This is a genomic window from Nonomuraea sp. NPDC051191 (genome assembly GCF_044455665.1).
In the GTDB taxonomy this organism is placed as follows: domain Bacteria; phylum Actinomycetota; class Actinomycetes; order Streptosporangiales; family Streptosporangiaceae; genus Nonomuraea.
The window spans coordinates 158,269-173,411 of record NZ_JBITEZ010000003.1 but is presented as its reverse complement, the minus strand read 5'-3'; the positions used below and the strand labels follow the sequence as shown (position 1 = coordinate 173,411).

Below are 15,143 nucleotides of genomic sequence, written 5' to 3'. Positions count from 1 at the left end.
CGCGGGTCAGCCGGCGGCCATCTGCTCGCCCGCGTAGTCCAGCAGTTGCGCGGCGGTGGTGAAGCGGCGCTCGTCCCCGTCGTGGAGCAGCGCCCCCACCACGAGCCTGCCGTTGCGCTCACCGGCGAACAGCAGGCAGTACTGCGCCGCGTTCGTGTAGCCGGTCTTCACGCCCAGCACGCCGTCCGACCGGCCGAGCAGCTTGTTGGAGTTGCGCCAGGTGTGCGCCCGGTGCAGGGCCGACTTGGCGACCTTGTGCACCTGGCTGCCCACCACCGCGCGGAAGGTCGGGTCGGTCAGCGCCCGCTGCGCCAGCGTGACCTGGTCCACGGCGGTCGAGTAGCCGCCGTTGGCCGGCGTGGGCAGTCCGTCGGGGTTGGTGTAGCGGGTGTCGGCGAGGCCGAGCGAGCGGGCGGCCCGGTTCATCTTGGCCACGAACGCCGTCTTGCCCGGCCCGTACTTCCTGGCCAGGGCGTTGGCGGCGTCGGCGCCCGAGGGGAGCATGAGGCCGTACAGCAGGTCCCTGGCCGTGAGGCGCTCGCCCTTGCGCAGGCCCGCCGTGGTCGCGCCGTTGCTGGTCGCGTGCTTCGTGTCGGCGGCGGTGACCGTGATCGCCTCGTTCAGGCGTCCCTCCCGCAGGACGACGTAGGCCGTCATCACCTTGACCAGGCTGGCGACCGGCACCCGCCGGGTCTCCCGCTTCCTGAAGTGGATCGTTCCGTCCGAGTCCACCACGTACGCCGCCCCGGCCTTCACCGCCGGGACGTCGGCGGCCCGTGCGGCGGACGCCGGGTAAGAGATCCCCACAAGCAACGCGAGTACGGCAGAGCCGATGAAACCCCCAATACGCATGCCAGACATGTTCGCAGGAGATCAAGGCTTGGTTTGCGAAACTCGGCCGTAAGTGGCGCCCAGTTGGGGGTAAATGCTTGATAGATCCGACATCTGCGGGGAGACGAGGCCGTGGCAGGCAGATTCATCATCAGTCAGGACGAGCGAGGCGCGTTCCGTTTCGCGCTCGTCGCGAACAACGGGCAGACGCTGGCCGTGGGCGAGGGCTATCCCAGCAAGGCCGCCTGCGTGAACGGCATCGAGACCGTACGCAGGAACGCTCCAGAGGCCGCCATCGACGACCAGACCCCGGCGGCGATCTAGGACGAGGCCAGCGCCTTACGCCGGCGGCGGACGAAGAACCACGCGACGCCGGCCGCGACCGCCGCGAGCAGCAGCAGCGCGCCGGCGGGCGAGCGGGCGGCCAGCTCCAGCCAGCCCCACACCAGCGCCGTGAGCCCGAACCACCAGATGGGCGCCCAGGTCAGGCAGCCGAGCGCGCTCGCCACCACGTACCAGGGATAGGACACCCGAAGCGCGCCCGCCACCCACGGCAGCGTGTGCCGCAGCATGGGCACCCAGAAGCAGCCGTAGACGGCCAGCGCGCCCCACTTCTCGACGACGCCCTCGATCCTGGCGATGCGCTCGCGGCCGAGCCGTACGCCGACCCGCGACTCGTAGAGCTTCTCGCCGAGCTTGCGGCCGACCCAGTAGTAGACCTGGAACGCGCCGAACAGCGCGAGGATGAGAACGGCCCCCACCAGCCAGTACGGCAGCCCGAACCAGAACGGCCGGGCGGGATCAGGGAGGGCGGCAGCCGCATGCCACATGAGCCCGCTCACCCCCACTCCAACGCCTTAGGTCAGCCTTACCTTAGTCAAGGAGAAGGCATTCCGCCACATCAGCTTGCAAGGGCACGGCACCGGCTGCAAGTAGGCGACAACCACCCCTCAACCCTCACGCCCTATACCTGAACTGAGCAAAAGGGGTGTTGATCATGTCGTCGAGAAGCGCGGTGGTCCTGGCAGGCGGTACCGCCAACGCGGTCAAGCTGCTCGTGGCGGCCTTGGCCTTCACCAGCGCCTACGTCGGCGTCTCCGCCTACAGCAGCGCCGGCTCGGACACCGGGCCCGCGCGGACCGTCACCCTCTCGGCCCGCGAGCTGCCCATCACCGCCCCGGCCCGGCAGAGCGCCCCCGCCAGGGCGGGCGAGATCGCCCTCAGCGCCCTGCCCGACGCCACCCCCGGCTGCGGCAAGTCGTTCCTGGCCCGCGGCCTGCTGGTCAACCCGCGGCCGGGCACGACGGTCCTGTACCGCTGGCGGCTGTCGCGCTGGAGCCCGGCGGCCAGGACGTGGCGCACCTACCTGGTGGACCACTCCGGGTTCGCCGCCGGCAGCCGGAACGTGGAATGGCAGCCGCAGATCACCGGCAACGCCGGGTGGTACCGGGTCGAGCTGATCGCCCGGCCCGGCGGGACCGTCATGAGCGAGCGTTTCCAGGTGAGCTGCTGACCGAGCGCCGCGCCGCCTCGACCCAGCGCGGCACGCCCACCCGCTGGGCCACCTCCAGCGCCTTCTCGTAGTGCGCGCGCGCCGCGTCGGGCTGGCCCAGCCGGATGGCCAGATCGCCGAGGGTCAGCGCCACCGGCCACAGCGCCACGACGCCCGTGCCCGCGCCGGCCACCCGGTCGGCGAACGGCTTGAGCTTGTCGTAGCAGTCGACCATGCGCTCGCGGTCGTCCAGCAGCATGCCCGCCAGGGCGCGCCAGGTCATCACCAGCTCGTAGAGGAAGTCGGGCCGGACCGGCGGGCGCGTCGCGGCGACCGCCCTGGCGTCGTCGAGATGCCCGGCCGAGGCCAGCGCGAGCGCGTAGGCGTCGAGCGTCCACTTGGCGCCACGCTGGTGGGCCGCCGCCAGCAGGTCGACGGTCTGGGCCGCCCGGCCGTCGACCAGGTGCAGGCAGAACGCGGTGATCAGCGGGAGGTCCTGGCGGCCTTCGAGCATGCCGGCCCGCGCGGTCATCCGGGCGGCCTCGCGGTAGGTGCGTTCGGCGCCCGCGTAGTCGCCGGAGATCATCAGACGCTGGCCGGCGTACCAGACGACGACGGCCGCGGGGGCCGACAGGTCGTACTGCTTGGCCAGCCGGTCGGCGGCGGCGGCGTGCTGGTCGGCGGCCGCGAACTCGCCCCTGGCCGCCGCGCACTCCAGCAGCACCAGGTGGGCCAGGGCCTGCGTGGCCATCTGGCCCGAGCGCTGGGCGACCTCCAGCAGCTCCCTGCCGATGCCTTCGCGGGTGTCGACGGCCGGGATGTCGTAGGACTGGCGCAGCCGGCCGCTCAGCGCCGCCGCGATCAGCGTCGGGTCGCCGCTCTGCCTGGCCAGCTCCAGCGCCTCCAGCGAGGCCTGCCGCCCGCGCTCGGGCGAGGAGGAGCCCTCCAGCTCCAGCGCCAGCGTGGTGAGCAGGCTCGCCCGCAGGCGCTGCTCGCCCGCGGGCAGCTCGATGAGCGCCTTCTCGGTGACGTCGACGATCTCCCATGCGGTGCGGGTGAAGTCGCGCGCCATGCCCTTGTGCGGCACGGCCAGCGACGCCGCCACCTTCGCGGTGATCTCCAGGTCGCCGAGCGGCAGCGCGGCGTCCATGGCCTGGCGGCGCAGCAGCCTGGCGGCCGTCATGTCGCCGCACAGCGCCAGTGCCTTGATCTGGCGCAGCATCAGCCGTAGCCGCTCCTTGGCGCGCTCCTGGCCGGGCTCGCGCCCCTTGTCCTCGGTACGGGGGCCGCCCCGGTCGAAGGCCGCGATGGCCTGCTCCCACAACGTGGCCGCCTCGCGGTGGGCGAAGCGCCGCTCGGCCTGCTCGGCCGCCAGGCCCGCATAGTGGACGGCCTTCTCGGCCGCGTCGGCCAGGAAGTAGTGGTGGGCCAGCGCCGCCACGTCGGAGGACGTGCGCTGCTCGATCACCGCGGCGACGGCGGCGTGCAGCCGGGTGCGGCGCAGCCGGGAGGCGTCGGAGTAGATCGTGTCGCGCACCAGGTCGTGGTCGAAGCGCAGCAGCCCCGGCCCCGGCTCGGTCACCAGGCCGGCCAGCAGCGCGGCCTCGACCGCCTCGATCACCGCGTCTTCGTCGCCGGCGACCGTGACCAGCACGTCGAGGTCGACGTCGCGGCCGATGACCGCGGCCTGGAGCAGGATCTGCTGGGCGCCCGCGGGCAGCCGCGAGATGCGCCGCCGCAGCACGTCGCGCACGCCCGAGGGCACGCGCGAGAGCACCTGCGTGGCGCTGGCCCGGTCGGCCGCGCCTTCGGCGTCGAGCAGGCGCACGGTCTCGCGCACGAAGAACGGGTTGCCGCCGGTGCGCTCGACGATGGACTCGACCGCGTCCTCGTCGATCTCGCGGACGCAGGTGGCCTTGACCAGCTCGGCCACGGCCTTGGGGTCGAGACCGGACAGGCCTACGCGGACCGGTTCGAGACGGGCCAGGGCGGCCAGCACGTCGGACTGGCGGTCGTCGAGCTCGCTCTCCCGGCACGTCACGACGAGCAGGACGCGGCTGGTGGCCAGCAGGCTCGGCAGCGCGCGCAGCAGGGCCAGCGTCTGGTCGTCGGCCCAGTGGAGGTCTTCCAGCGTGAGCAGCACCGGCGCCCGGCGGGCCACGCCGGCGAGGTAGCCGCCGACCGCGCGGTGCAGGCGGAAGCCGCCGGAGACCTCGTCCTCGTCGGGGTCGGGGGCGGTGTCGTCGAGCAGGGGGGCGAGGAGCTGGGCGTATTCGCCGGCGCCGGTCGCGCCGATCAGCGAGCGCAGGATCTCCACCCAGGCCCAGCCCGGCGGGGTCGCGCTGGAGTCGGGGCAGGCGCCGGAGGCGGTGATCCAGCCGTCGGCGCCGAGCCTGCCGTCGAGCTGGCGCAGCAGCGTGGTCTTGCCCGCGCCGGCGACGCCGGTCACGATCGAGACCTGGAAGCGGCCGGTGCGCGAGGCGGCGGTGGTCAGCCTGGCCAGCTCGGCGTCGCGGCCGACGAACGGCTCGGGCTCCAGCGGCGGCGGCTCGACGTGGGCGGCGGCGGGCCGCGGCGGCCAGGTGTCGGTGACCGGGGCGGACCTGGCGGGCCGCGGCGGCGCGGCCAGCTCCAGCTCGGGGGACTGGGCCAGGATGTCGGACTCCAGCTTGCGCAGCGCGGGGCCCGGGTCGATGCCCAGCTCGTCGGCCAGCATGTTCCTGGCCCTGCGCAGCGCGGCCAGCGCGTCGCCCTGCCGGCCGCAGCGGTAGAGACCGAGCGCCAGCAGCCGCCAGCCCTCCTCGCGCAGCGGGTGTTCGGTGGTCAGCGCCTCCAGGTCGGGCACGGTCTCGGCGTGCAGGCCCAGCCGCAGGCCGGTGTCGGCGTGCCGCTCGCGGGCCACCAGGCGCAGCTCGGCCAGCCGGTTGACCTCGGCCTCGGCCCAGGGCTGGTCGGCGAAGTCGGAGTAGGGGGTGCCGCGCCACAGGCCGAGCGCCTTTTCCAGGCGGCCGCGGGCGGACTGCGGGTCGCCCTCTTCGAGGTGTTCGCCCGCCGCCCTGACCAGTTGCTCGAAACGCAGCGCGTCGACCTGCTCGGCGGCCACGCGCAGGGCGTAGCCGGAGGCGACGGTCACCAGCAGACGGTTGGGGCCGCCGCGCGGACGGCCCGGTTCGAGCACTCTGCGCAGGCGGGAGATGTAGACCTGGAGACCCGACTGGGCGCCCTTGGCGGCGTCGTCGTCCCACAGATCGTAAAGAAGCGTGTCAACCGGCACGACCTGACCTCTGGCCACGAGAAGTCGGGCGAGGACGGCCCGCTGCCGCAACCCGCCGAGGTCGAGTTCGTCGTCGTGTTCGTACGCCTCGACTGGCCCCAGAACCCGGAACGCCACCATGTCAGCCGCCACGCTATGCGGGCTTCCGAACGGCGCACAAGGTGTTTGATGGCTTTGGGATTGTCACTGGGGGGCCTTCGAGATCGCGGACGGGGGCTCCGCGGCGGCGTTCCGGCCGTTGCGCCTGCGCAGGAGCGCCCACGCGCCCAGTGCGAGGCCGCCGAACGGGATCTCGATAGTGTAAGTCCAGAAGCCGAAAAGTAGTGCTGTCGCGACGGCCGGAGTGCCCGGCACCCCGAACGTGATCAGCAACGCGGCGACCCCGCTCTCCATGATCCCGGCCCCGCTGGGCGTGATCACGGCGCTGGTGAGCACGCGGGACAGCGCGAAGACCGCGATCGACTGGGCCAGGCCCGGCCAGGCGCCGGTGGCCCACATGCAGGCCGCCATGATGGCCCACTGGAAGCCCAGGAAGAACACCATGCCGAGCGACAGGCCGAGCGCGCGCGTACGGACGATCTCCGCGGTGTCGGCGCGCAGCCGGTGGAAGGCCTCGGAGGCGTGCACCTTCAGGCGCAGCAGCCGGGTGAGGCCGTCGAGCGCCCGGCCGAGCACGGCGGCGGCGCGGTCCCAGTAGAGGGCGACGGCCACGATCACGCAGAGCGCCAGGATGGAGATCGCGCCCGTCCAGCCCGCCTTGACGAACGCCGGGTCGAGCACCTCGCCCGCCATGAGCAGCGCGATGATGCCCACAGCCGGCAGGATGAACCTGAACAAGGTGTTCCAGATGCCGCTGACCAGCGTCATCACCACGATGGGCCGGTTGGCGAAGCCCCAGCCCCTGGTCATGGCGAACGACAGCGCCACCCCGACCGCGCCGCCGAACGGCAGCAGGTTGCTGACCGCGCTGCCCGCCGCGTTGAGTGTGAGGCCCTGGAGGTTGGTCAGCCCCGGCAGCGAGTTGGTCAGCACGAACGTGTACGCCAGCAGGCTCAGCAGCCACAGGGCCGTCATCAGGACGATCTGGCCGGCGCCGAGCGCCCCGAAGACCTCGCCGATCGCGTGCCAGGAGACCGGCTTGCCGGTGAGCGTGCGCACGATCTGCGGCAGGTAGACCACGAGCAGCACGGCCAGCCCGAGCGACAGGACGGACAGGGCGATCTGGAGCGGCTTGTTCTTCATCGCCCACCAGTCTGACGGGTCGCCGGAGCCGGCACGTCACCCTCAGGTGCTACTTCGGCCATCGGTCGAAAGGGTGAGTGAGACGAGCGCCGGGGGGCAGGTCGCGGCGGACGAACCACTCGGTGCCGAAGACCAGGCGGTAGAGCGGGCCGGGGACCTTCAGCATGACGGCGAGGGTGCGGTCGCTGTCGCCGCCGCTGGCCTGGGAGGCGTGCGCGGCCATGGAGGCGCGCTTCTGCCGGGCGTACCGGCGGACGTTGACCCGGTGGGTGATCGTGTCGCTCGCCGAGTACGCGCTCTCGAACGTGCGCACGTCGAACTCCGGCGGGAACTTGTACACCCGGCCCGCCATGCGCAGCAGCCGTACCAGCGGGTCGCGGTTGACCGTCGCCTCCAGGACGATCTCCGTGCCCGCGATCTGCGCCGCCCGCTTGCCCACCCGGTGGACCTGCACGTGGTCGGGGTGCCCGTAGCCGCCGGCCGGGTCGTAGATCGACAGCAGGTCGGCCTTCTCCTCCTCCAGGATCGCCGCCAGCGCCCTGGCCGCGGCCTCGGTGTCGGCGTCGATGAAGGCGTTGTCGGGCCGCTCGTCGGCGACGCCGCCCTTGGGGCTGAGCCCGGAATCGCCGTAGCCCAGGCACTCGACGCGGGCGCAGCCGAGCAGCGCGGCCGATTCGTAGAGCTCCTTGAGCCTGGTCTCGCGCAGCTCCTCGCCGGGGCCGATCTCGGCCAGGCCGCGTTCGCCGGCCGTCGCGACCACGAGCACCACGCGGTGGCCCTCGGCCGCGAGCATCGCCATGGTGCCCGCCGTGAGCAAAGCCTCGTCGTCGGGATGGGCGTGGAAGAAGACCGCGGTACGTGGAGGCACACGCCCAGATTAGTCTGGGAGGGGTGCGGATCTTTCACGTGAGTGACTGTTACCTGCCGAGACTCGGGGGGATCGAGGTCCAGGTGGCCGACCTCGTGCGCGCTCAGCGCGAGGCCGGGCACGACGTGCTCGTGGCCACGGCGACCAGGGGCGAGGCGTTGCCGGGGGTGCGCAGGGTCGTCGCCAGGATGCCGTTCGACCTGCCGGTCCATCCGTTCGGAGTGGGGCATCTCACTCGGGGCATCTCCGTCGTCCGGCCGGACGTGGTGCACGTGCACACCGGAGCGGTCTCGCCGTTCGCCTGGATGGGGGTGCGGGCGGCGCGGCGGGCGGGGGTGCCGTGCGTGGTGACCGTGCACAGCATGTGGGACCCGGTCACGCGGGGGCTCTACCGGCTGCTGCGGCTGGCGTTCGGCTGGCAGCGCTGGGGGCTGGTGGCCACCACGGTGAGCACGGCGGCGGCGGCGCCGATCAGGGCGGTGGCGGGGGCCGGCGTGCCGGTGCGGGTGGTCTCCAACGGCCTCGACCTGACGGGCTGGGCGCCCTCCCCGGGCGTGCCCGCCGCGCGGGCGGAGGTGCACGTGGTCGCCGTCGGCCGGCTCGCGCCGCGCAAGCAGCCCGTACGGCTGCTCAGGCTGCTGCTGGCCGCGCGGGAGCGGGTGCCCGCCGAGATCCCGATGCGCGCCACGATCGTGGGCGACGGGCCCGCCCGCGCCCGCATGGAACGGTTCCTGGTCAAGCACGGCATGACCGGCTGGGTGTCGCTGCCGGGCCGCTACACGCGGGAGCAGATCGCCAAGGTGCTCGACTCGGCCGACGTCTTCGTGGCCCCGGCGGCCAGGGAGTCGTTCGGCATCGCGGCGCTGGAGGCGCGGGCGGCCGGCGTGCCGGTGGTGGCCAGGGCCCAGAGCGGCGTCGCCGACTTCGTCAAGGACGGCACCGAGGGGCTGCTCGGCCGCACGCTGGGCGACCTGGCCGGGGCGGTGGCGCGGCTGTGCTCCGACGCGGGGCTGCGCAGGGAGATCGCCGCCCACAACCGGTCGACGCCGCCCGTCGCGGGCTCGTGGGCCGGGGTGCTGGAGGGGTTCGACCGGGCCTACGAGCAGGCGATCGCGCGTTAGACCAGGCCGCCCCTGCGCAGCGTGTACTCGCGCGAGGCGAAGTCGCCGCCCTGCGGGACGCCCTCGGTGAAGAAGGCGTCCGGCGTGCCGGTCACGCGGGCGGCGTACGACTCGGCGTCGTCCTCGGGCTCGTAGCCGAGTTCGGGGGAGAGCAGCCAGAAGCGGCGGGTGTTGGCCGAGACGGCGTAGGCGGCCAGGAAGCGCAGGCCGGGCGTGGTGACGGCGGCGTGGACGAAGCCGGCGCAGTCGCGGGGGCTCAGCCAGGTCGCCAGGTGGCGGACGTCCTGAGGCTCGGCCTCCAGGCTGCCGATGCGCAGGCAGACCACCTCAAGGCCGAACTTGTCGGCGTACAGGCGGCCGAGGGCCTCCACGGCGGCCTTGCTGACGCCGTACAGGCCGTCGGGGCGCGGCGGCAGGTCGGGGGAGATCGTCGCGGTGGCCGGGTACATGCCGGTCAGGCGGTTGCTACTGGCCAGCACCACGCGTGGCACGCCGGCCAGCCGGGCCGCCTCCAGCACGCGGTGGGTGGTCAGCACATTGCCGTCGAGCAGGTCGGGCAGGGGCGCCTCGTCCGGCACGCCGGCCAGGTGCACGATCGCGTCGGCGCCCTTGACCAGCGCCACGGTCGCGGCCAGGTCCGACAGGTCGGTGCGGACGGCCTCCTCGCCCGGCCCGGCCTCCATGAGCTCCCTGTCGACCAGGATCAGCCTGGTGGCGGACTGGCGGAGCCGCTCGCGTACGGCGCCGCCCACCATGCCGGCGGCGCCGGTGAGCACGATCATTCCCATGCCGACATTCTGCGGCATCGGCCGGTACGGTCAGTTCCGCCGGAGGACGACGTACCCGTCGCGTTCGTACACCTTCGTGTAGCCCTCGGTCTGGAGCTGCTCGACCCGGTTGCGCTGGTCGTCGGCCGAGCCGAACGGGAACTCCCAGCGGGCGGTGTCGGCCACGATCCACGGGGCGCCGCGCGGGGCCGCGCTCCACAGCAGGACGGTGGTGCGCGAGCTCAGCGCCGGGCCGACGGAGTTGACCGCCTCGACCGTCACCCCGGAGGGCACCCTGCTCACCGCCTCGGCCGCGGCGGCGGCCTTGTCCTCCTTGTAGAAGGCGGGATGGTAGAGCTGGTCGAGCGCGAACCTGGGCACCAGGGTGAGGGCGACGGCGCAGGCCGCGGCGGCCCAGGCCAGCTTGAGCCCCTGCCGATCGGCGCGGCCGGTCCAGCGCAGCAGCCTGGCCAGGCCGTCCACGCCGGCGCAGAAGAGGATCAGCACGGTGAACGCGCTGTACTGGAAGTCGGCCTGCCACCACTGCGGACGGTCGGACAGCAGGCGTTCGAGCACGTGCGGCAGCGCCGCCAGCGACAGCGGCGACAGCAGGCACAGCAACAGCGTCGGCCAGACCAGCAGGAACAGCGTGTCGACCTTGGCCTCGTCGCTGAAGGGCAGCAGCAGGGCGGCGAGCGGGTCGCGCAACATCGCGAGCAGCGCGCCGGGCGCGTCGGGGCCGAGGTCGCCGTAGGCCCAGAAGTCCTTGCTGTCGCCGCCGAACGAGGTGATCAGCAGGCCACGGACGAGCACGACGGCCCCCGCGCCGAGCAGCGCGGCCACGACGCCGCGCAGGCGGTCGCCGACGGCGAACAGGTACAGCCCCGCCCCGATCACCAGGAGCCCCATGTCCTCCTTGACGAGCAGGAGCCCGAGCATCGCCAGGAACGCCGGCAGCACGCGCCCGGCGTGGTAACGCTCGATCATGATCGCGGTGAGCAGCGGGACGAACATCACCTCGTGCGCGTCGAAGGCGACGGCCTGCGCGATCGGCCACGACAGCGCGTACGCCACGGCGACCAGATAGGCGGGCCCGACCCCGAGCACGCGCCGGGTGAACAGCCACAGGAACGGGATCGCCCCCGCGAACAGCAGCGCCTGGGCCACGATGAGCGTCTCGGGCCCGTCGTGCACCCAGTAGAACGGCGCGAGCAGCGCGTAGATGGGCGAGAAGTGGTCGGCGAGCTGGAGGTAGTCCGTGCCGCGCTCGTGGAAGACGCCGAGCACCGGCACGTACGGCGGCCGGAACCGGGCGTAGTTGCGCACGGCCTGATCCACGATCACCAGGTCGAACGTGGTCGCGCGGAAGGTGGCCAGCTTGACCAGGCCGAGAACGGCGTACGCCACCGCGGCGAGCAGCGCGAGGGCGCCGACCCGCACACGGTGGCGGAAGAGCACTCTGGCGGGGAGTGCGGTGTCTGCCTGCGGCCGCGCGATCACCGTTTCGTCCGTCACGGCAGCAAGCGTAAAGGGGCCATCCGGTCCTGTCCGTTCCCCATTCCGACGGACCGGATGACGCGGTCACCGCGCCGGCCTGCCCCCCGCAGGCGGTGCGGCGACCGCGGGCCGATCAGGAGCAGGCAGCGGTGATCTTGGTGGTGAAGCCGCTCATCTTGCCGCTGAACTCGGTCGCCTTGCTGAGGTCGCCGCTCTCCAGGCTCTCGAAGCCGGAGGCGAAGTCGTTCAGGGCGGCCGCGACGTCGCCGTCGTACTTGCCGGCGAGCTCCTTGGTCTTGGCGGCGGCGGCCTTGGAGGCGTCGCCGATCGCCGCGGTGTCCGTGGCGTTCTTCGTGATGGCGCCGCTCCACTCAGTGGTGATCTTCGAAAGCTCGTTGACGGCGCTGTTGCAGTCAACGGCCTGGCCGACGGCACCGCAGGCGGTGGACAGAACGGCAAGGGAGATCGTCGCGACCGCGAGGGCGAGTCGGCGAGGGGGAGTCATTTTTGGTGCCCTTCGTTGGTTTTCCGTACGAGGAGGACATTAGCGATCTCTGCTTGATCGCCGCTTGCACGCCGCTAACATTCCGGCCGTCAGATGCGCGTAAAGCCGCGCAGCAGCACCTCGACGACCTCCGCGGGGCCGGGCATGGGCAGGTCGAGCATGCCTCGGTAGGTCACCAGGCCCGCGAACAGGTCCGTCAGCAGCCACAGGTCGGCGTCCGGGGGCAGCTCGCCGCGGTCGATCGCGCGCTCGTAGACGATCCACGAACGTTCCATGCGGGTGCGCATGCCGGTGCGGATGATGTCGGCCACGGCGGGGTCGCGGCCGGTCTCGCCGTACATCTGCCTGGTCAGGCGGGCGACGCCGGGCTGCCGCCACAGGGCGAGGGTGTCGGCGACGACCACGCGCAGGTCGCCTTCGAGCGAGCCGGTGTCGGGGACGGCGACGTGCGTGTCCATGAGGCCGCCGAGCGATTCGAGCAGCATGTCGCGTTTGGTGGCGTAGCGACGGAACACGCTCGCCCGGCCCACGCCTGCCGCGTGGGCGACGTCGTCCATGGTGAAGTCCAGACCGTGGGAGAGCAGCAGCTCGGTGGCGGCCTGCCTGATGCGGTGATGGACCGTGGGGTCGGGCTTGCGGCCACGCGCGGACATTGTGATACTCCAAGTATCTGATACTGACAGTCTCTCAAAGTGGGGCTTCTATGAGAGTAATCGTGGCGGGAGCCGGGGTCGCGGGGCTCGCGGCGGCGCGCGGCCTGCTGAACGCCGGTCATGACGTCGAGGTGTACGAGAAGGCGCCCGAGCAGCGCACGGCGGGCGGCTCGGTCACCCTGTGGCCCGGCAGCACGTCCATCCTCGACGAGCTCGGCGTCGGGCACGCGGACGTCGGATGGCGACTGGAGACGATGGAGTCGTGGGCCGACGACGGCCGCCGGCTGTTCACCATCGACCTCACCGCCGCCGAGCGGCGCTACGGGCGTCCGTGCGTCCACGTGGCCCGGCGCGAGCTGGTCGAGGCGTTGTGCGAGGGTGTGCCCGTCGTCTACGGCGCGGGCGTCGAGCACGCCGAGCCCGAGCGGGCCGAGGCGCGGCTGTCCGACGGCCGCGTCGTACGCGGCGACCTGCTGGTGGGGGCCGACGGCCGCAGGTCGGCGGTGCGCCGCGCCCTGTGGGGGGACGATCCGGCCACGCTGAGCGGCTGGGTCACCTGGCAGGGGTTCACCACCGCGCCGACGTCGCTGACCGGGGCTCGCCGGGCGGTGATGATCGCCGGACGGCGGGAGCTGTGCGGGCTGATCCCGGCGGGCGAGGGCAGGCTGCTGTGGTGGTTCGACGTCCAGGCGTCGCCCGGCGGGCCGTTCTGGGGGGACGACCCCGACATCGTGCCGCGCCTGCGCGAGCGGTTCGGCGGCTGGGCCGACCCGGTGCCCACGGTGCTGGAGACGATGAAGGAGATCGACTTCTTCCCGCACCACCGGCACACGATCCCCCGGGTGTGGGGCAGGGGTCCGACCACGCTGGCCGGGGACGCGGCCCACACCATGCCGCCCACCATGGCCCAGGGCGCCAACCAGGCGCTGGAGGACGCCTGGCTGCTGACCCGCTCGGCCGGAGGCGACCTGCGCGCGTACGAGCGAGCCAGGGCGCGGATCGCGCGGCGGCCCGCCATGATCGCCGGGACCGAGGTGACGAACCGGCAGCGCTCGTTCGCCGGACTGCTCCCCGACCGGATGGCGACCTGGGCGCACACGGAGTCGCTGCGCAGGTTCAGCTCCTACCTCTTGACAGCCTTGTGAAAGCCGCCGGACGATGTCGCATATAGAGCAACTCGGTGCGTAATACGCAACAAGGGGTGTCGGTTGACCACCACGTCGAGCTTGATCTCCACGCTTCCCGGCCGCTCCTACACCGATCCCGACCTGTTCGCCGAGGAGCAGGCCAAGATCTTCGAGTCCATGTGGTTCTGCGCCGTCCGGGCCGGCGACCTGCCCGGCCCCGGCGCGTTCCGGACCGTCCAGGTGGGCGGGGAGAGCGTGATCGTGGTCCGCGGGCGCGACGGGCTGCTGCGCGCCTTCCTCAACGTCTGCCGCCACCGCGGGGCGCGGCTGTGCATGGAGGAGCAGGGCGAGGTCAGACGGACGATCAGGTGCGCCTACCACGCCTGGTCCTACGACCTGGACGGCCGCCTCGCCGCCGCCCCCAACCTGGCGAGGATGCCCGACGTCGACCGCGTCGAGTACGGCCTGGTCCCGGTGGCCCTGCGCGAATGGCTCGGCTACGCCTGGGTGTGCCTGGCCGACGAGCCGCCCTCCTTCGAGGACACCGTCACGTACGCGGCCACCGAGCGCCTCGGCGACCCCGCCGCGATCGAGAACTACCACGTCGACCGGCTCGCCCTGGGCCGCCGCGTCGTCTACGACGTCAAGGCCAACTGGAAGCTCGTCGTCGAGAACTTCATGGAGTGCTACCACTGCGCCACGATCCACCCCGAGCTGGTGGCTGTGCTGCCCGAGTTCGCCGGCGGGTACGCCGCCCAGTACTACGTGGGCCACGGCGCCGAGTTCGCGCCGCGTGTCGAGGGCTTCACCGTGGACGGCGGCGCGGGCTTCGGCCGCCTCCCCGACGTGGCGCCGGAGCAGGACCGCCGCTACTACGCGATCACCGTCAAGCCGCAGGTGTTCGTCAACCTGGTGCCCGACCACGTGATCCTGCACCGGATGTTCCCCATGGCCGCCGACCGCACGGTCGTCGAGTGCGACTGGCTCTACCACCCGGACGTGGTGGCCTCCGGGGCCGACCTGTCGCCGTCGGTCGAGCTGTTCCACCGGGTCAACGAGCAGGACTTCGACGCCTGCGAGCGGACCCAGCTCGGCATGGGGTCACGCGCCTACCGGGCGGGCGGCGTGCTGGTGCCGAGCGAGCACCACATCTCGGCCTTCCATCAGTGGGTGAACCAGCGTTTGCGCGGATAGCGCACCCGCAGGCCGCCGTACTTGGCCCGGCCGCCGACCACCAGGTAGAGCACGCCGGGCCGCCGCCTGCCGGGCACGTCGGTGACGACGGTCTGCCCCCAGTCGGTGCGGAAAGCGTCCACGTTCACGACGGCGCCCTCGGGAACGACGATCTTGGCGGAGCCGTACGTGAGGTCGAGTTCGAGGTCGACGACCGGGTGGGGGATGACGGCCTGGGACAGGTCGAGATCGACGCTGCCGTACCTGGAGGCGATCCGCAGCCGCCGGGGGACGGCCCAGTCGCCCGAGCGGCGCACGTGGCCGCTCTTGGACTCCAGCTCGACCACGTCGTCGGCCGGTGCCGTCCCGGCGGGCAGATCGGTGATCAGGCCGAGCAGGTCGCCATAGGTCTTGGAGGTGAACGCGAGTTCAAGCCGGTCTTCGAGCTCGGGACGCGTCAGGCGGCCTTCGGCGAACGCCTGCTGGAGCTGCCCTGCCGTGCGCTCCCGGTCCTCGTCGGAGACCCGCATCTGCATTTCCGACATGTCCCGAGCATAGGTTCGCGGCGATCAGAACGGGAGGCGTCGCCCTGA

General features: G+C 72.5%; 15 protein-coding genes. 5 read left to right on the top strand and 10 right to left on the bottom strand.

The features are described from left to right. Positions 1-6 precede the first annotated feature (6 nt). Positions 7-807 (bottom strand): D-alanyl-D-alanine carboxypeptidase family protein, encoded by an 801-nt coding sequence (locus ACIA8R_RS09205; protein ID WP_397037544.1) that lies wholly within the window; start codon positions 805-807, stop codon positions 7-9. Between the two features lie 156 nt (positions 808-963). Between ACIA8R_RS09205 and ACIA8R_RS09200 the strand changes: the two genes are divergently transcribed. Beyond that, positions 964-1,155: a DUF1508 domain-containing protein gene (locus ACIA8R_RS09200; RefSeq protein ID WP_357699303.1), complete on the top strand. Its 192-nt coding sequence runs from the start codon at positions 964-966 to the stop codon at positions 1,153-1,155. Here ACIA8R_RS09200 and ACIA8R_RS09195 read toward each other — a convergent pair. Beyond that, entirely contained in the window at positions 1,152-1,673 is a 522-nt protein-coding gene (locus ACIA8R_RS09195; RefSeq protein ID WP_364084508.1) for a VTT domain-containing protein, read from the bottom strand. The genes ACIA8R_RS09200 and ACIA8R_RS09195 overlap by 4 nt on opposite strands. A 155-nt stretch (positions 1,674-1,828) precedes the next feature. On the opposite strand from ACIA8R_RS09195, the gene ACIA8R_RS09190 reads away from it, so the two are divergent. After that, complete coding sequence (locus ACIA8R_RS09190; protein WP_397037542.1) at positions 1,829-2,344, top strand: hypothetical protein; 516 nt, start codon at positions 1,829-1,831, stop codon at positions 2,342-2,344. Here ACIA8R_RS09190 and ACIA8R_RS09185 read toward each other — a convergent pair. From ACIA8R_RS09185 to ACIA8R_RS09175, 3 genes are all read right to left on the bottom strand, one after another. Then, positions 2,313-5,717, bottom strand: a complete 3,405-nt coding sequence (locus tag ACIA8R_RS09185) for a BTAD domain-containing putative transcriptional regulator (RefSeq protein ID WP_397037540.1) — start codon at positions 5,715-5,717, stop codon at positions 2,313-2,315. The two genes, ACIA8R_RS09190 and ACIA8R_RS09185, sit on opposite strands and share 32 nt — an antisense overlap. A gap of 63 nt (positions 5,718-5,780) precedes the next feature. Next, positions 5,781-6,839 carry a lysylphosphatidylglycerol synthase domain-containing protein gene (locus ACIA8R_RS09180; RefSeq protein WP_357699311.1) on the bottom strand — a complete coding sequence of 353 codons (1,059 nt, stop codon included), beginning with the start codon at positions 6,837-6,839 and terminating at the stop codon, positions 5,781-5,783. Between the two features lie 49 nt (positions 6,840-6,888). Beyond that, a complete protein-coding gene (locus ACIA8R_RS09175) occupies positions 6,889-7,707 on the bottom strand; it encodes a PIG-L family deacetylase (RefSeq protein ID WP_357699313.1) in 819 nt (272 codons plus the stop codon). A 38-nt stretch (positions 7,708-7,745) separates the two neighbouring features. Between ACIA8R_RS09175 and ACIA8R_RS09170 the strand changes: the two genes are divergently transcribed. Continuing rightward, positions 7,746-8,828: a glycosyltransferase gene (locus ACIA8R_RS09170; RefSeq protein WP_364084500.1), complete on the top strand. Its 1,083-nt coding sequence runs from the start codon at positions 7,746-7,748 to the stop codon at positions 8,826-8,828. On the opposite strand, the gene ACIA8R_RS09165 is transcribed toward ACIA8R_RS09170, so the two are convergent. The 4 genes from ACIA8R_RS09165 to ACIA8R_RS09150 form a co-directional block, all read right to left on the bottom strand. Next, positions 8,825-9,616 (bottom strand): NAD-dependent epimerase/dehydratase family protein, encoded by a 792-nt coding sequence (locus ACIA8R_RS09165; RefSeq protein WP_397037537.1) that lies wholly within the window; start codon positions 9,614-9,616, stop codon positions 8,825-8,827. The two genes, ACIA8R_RS09170 and ACIA8R_RS09165, sit on opposite strands and share 4 nt — an antisense overlap. A gap of 30 nt (positions 9,617-9,646) precedes the next feature. Beyond that, positions 9,647-11,110 (bottom strand): DUF2079 domain-containing protein, encoded by a 1,464-nt coding sequence (locus tag ACIA8R_RS09160; protein WP_397037535.1) that lies wholly within the window; start codon positions 11,108-11,110, stop codon positions 9,647-9,649. A gap of 115 nt (positions 11,111-11,225) precedes the next feature. After that, positions 11,226-11,597 (bottom strand): hypothetical protein, encoded by a 372-nt coding sequence (locus ACIA8R_RS09155; RefSeq protein ID WP_357699320.1) that lies wholly within the window; start codon positions 11,595-11,597, stop codon positions 11,226-11,228. A gap of 89 nt (positions 11,598-11,686) precedes the next feature. Then, complete coding sequence (locus ACIA8R_RS09150; RefSeq protein ID WP_357699322.1) at positions 11,687-12,250, bottom strand: TetR/AcrR family transcriptional regulator; 564 nt, start codon at positions 12,248-12,250, stop codon at positions 11,687-11,689. A 50-nt stretch (positions 12,251-12,300) separates the two neighbouring features. Between ACIA8R_RS09150 and ACIA8R_RS09145 the strand changes: the two genes are divergently transcribed. Beyond that, on the top strand, positions 12,301-13,395 hold the full coding sequence (locus tag ACIA8R_RS09145; RefSeq protein ID WP_397037533.1) for an FAD-dependent oxidoreductase: 1,095 nt from the start codon (positions 12,301-12,303) through the stop codon (positions 13,393-13,395). A 63-nt stretch (positions 13,396-13,458) separates the two neighbouring features. Beyond that, on the top strand, positions 13,459-14,571 hold the full coding sequence (locus ACIA8R_RS09140; protein WP_357699326.1) for an aromatic ring-hydroxylating dioxygenase subunit alpha: 1,113 nt from the start codon (positions 13,459-13,461) through the stop codon (positions 14,569-14,571). Here the strand turns inward: ACIA8R_RS09140 and ACIA8R_RS09135 are convergent. Continuing rightward, complete coding sequence (locus ACIA8R_RS09135; protein ID WP_357699328.1) at positions 14,541-15,095, bottom strand: DUF1707 domain-containing protein; 555 nt, start codon at positions 15,093-15,095, stop codon at positions 14,541-14,543. The genes ACIA8R_RS09140 and ACIA8R_RS09135 overlap by 31 nt on opposite strands. Positions 15,096-15,143 lie beyond the last annotated feature (48 nt).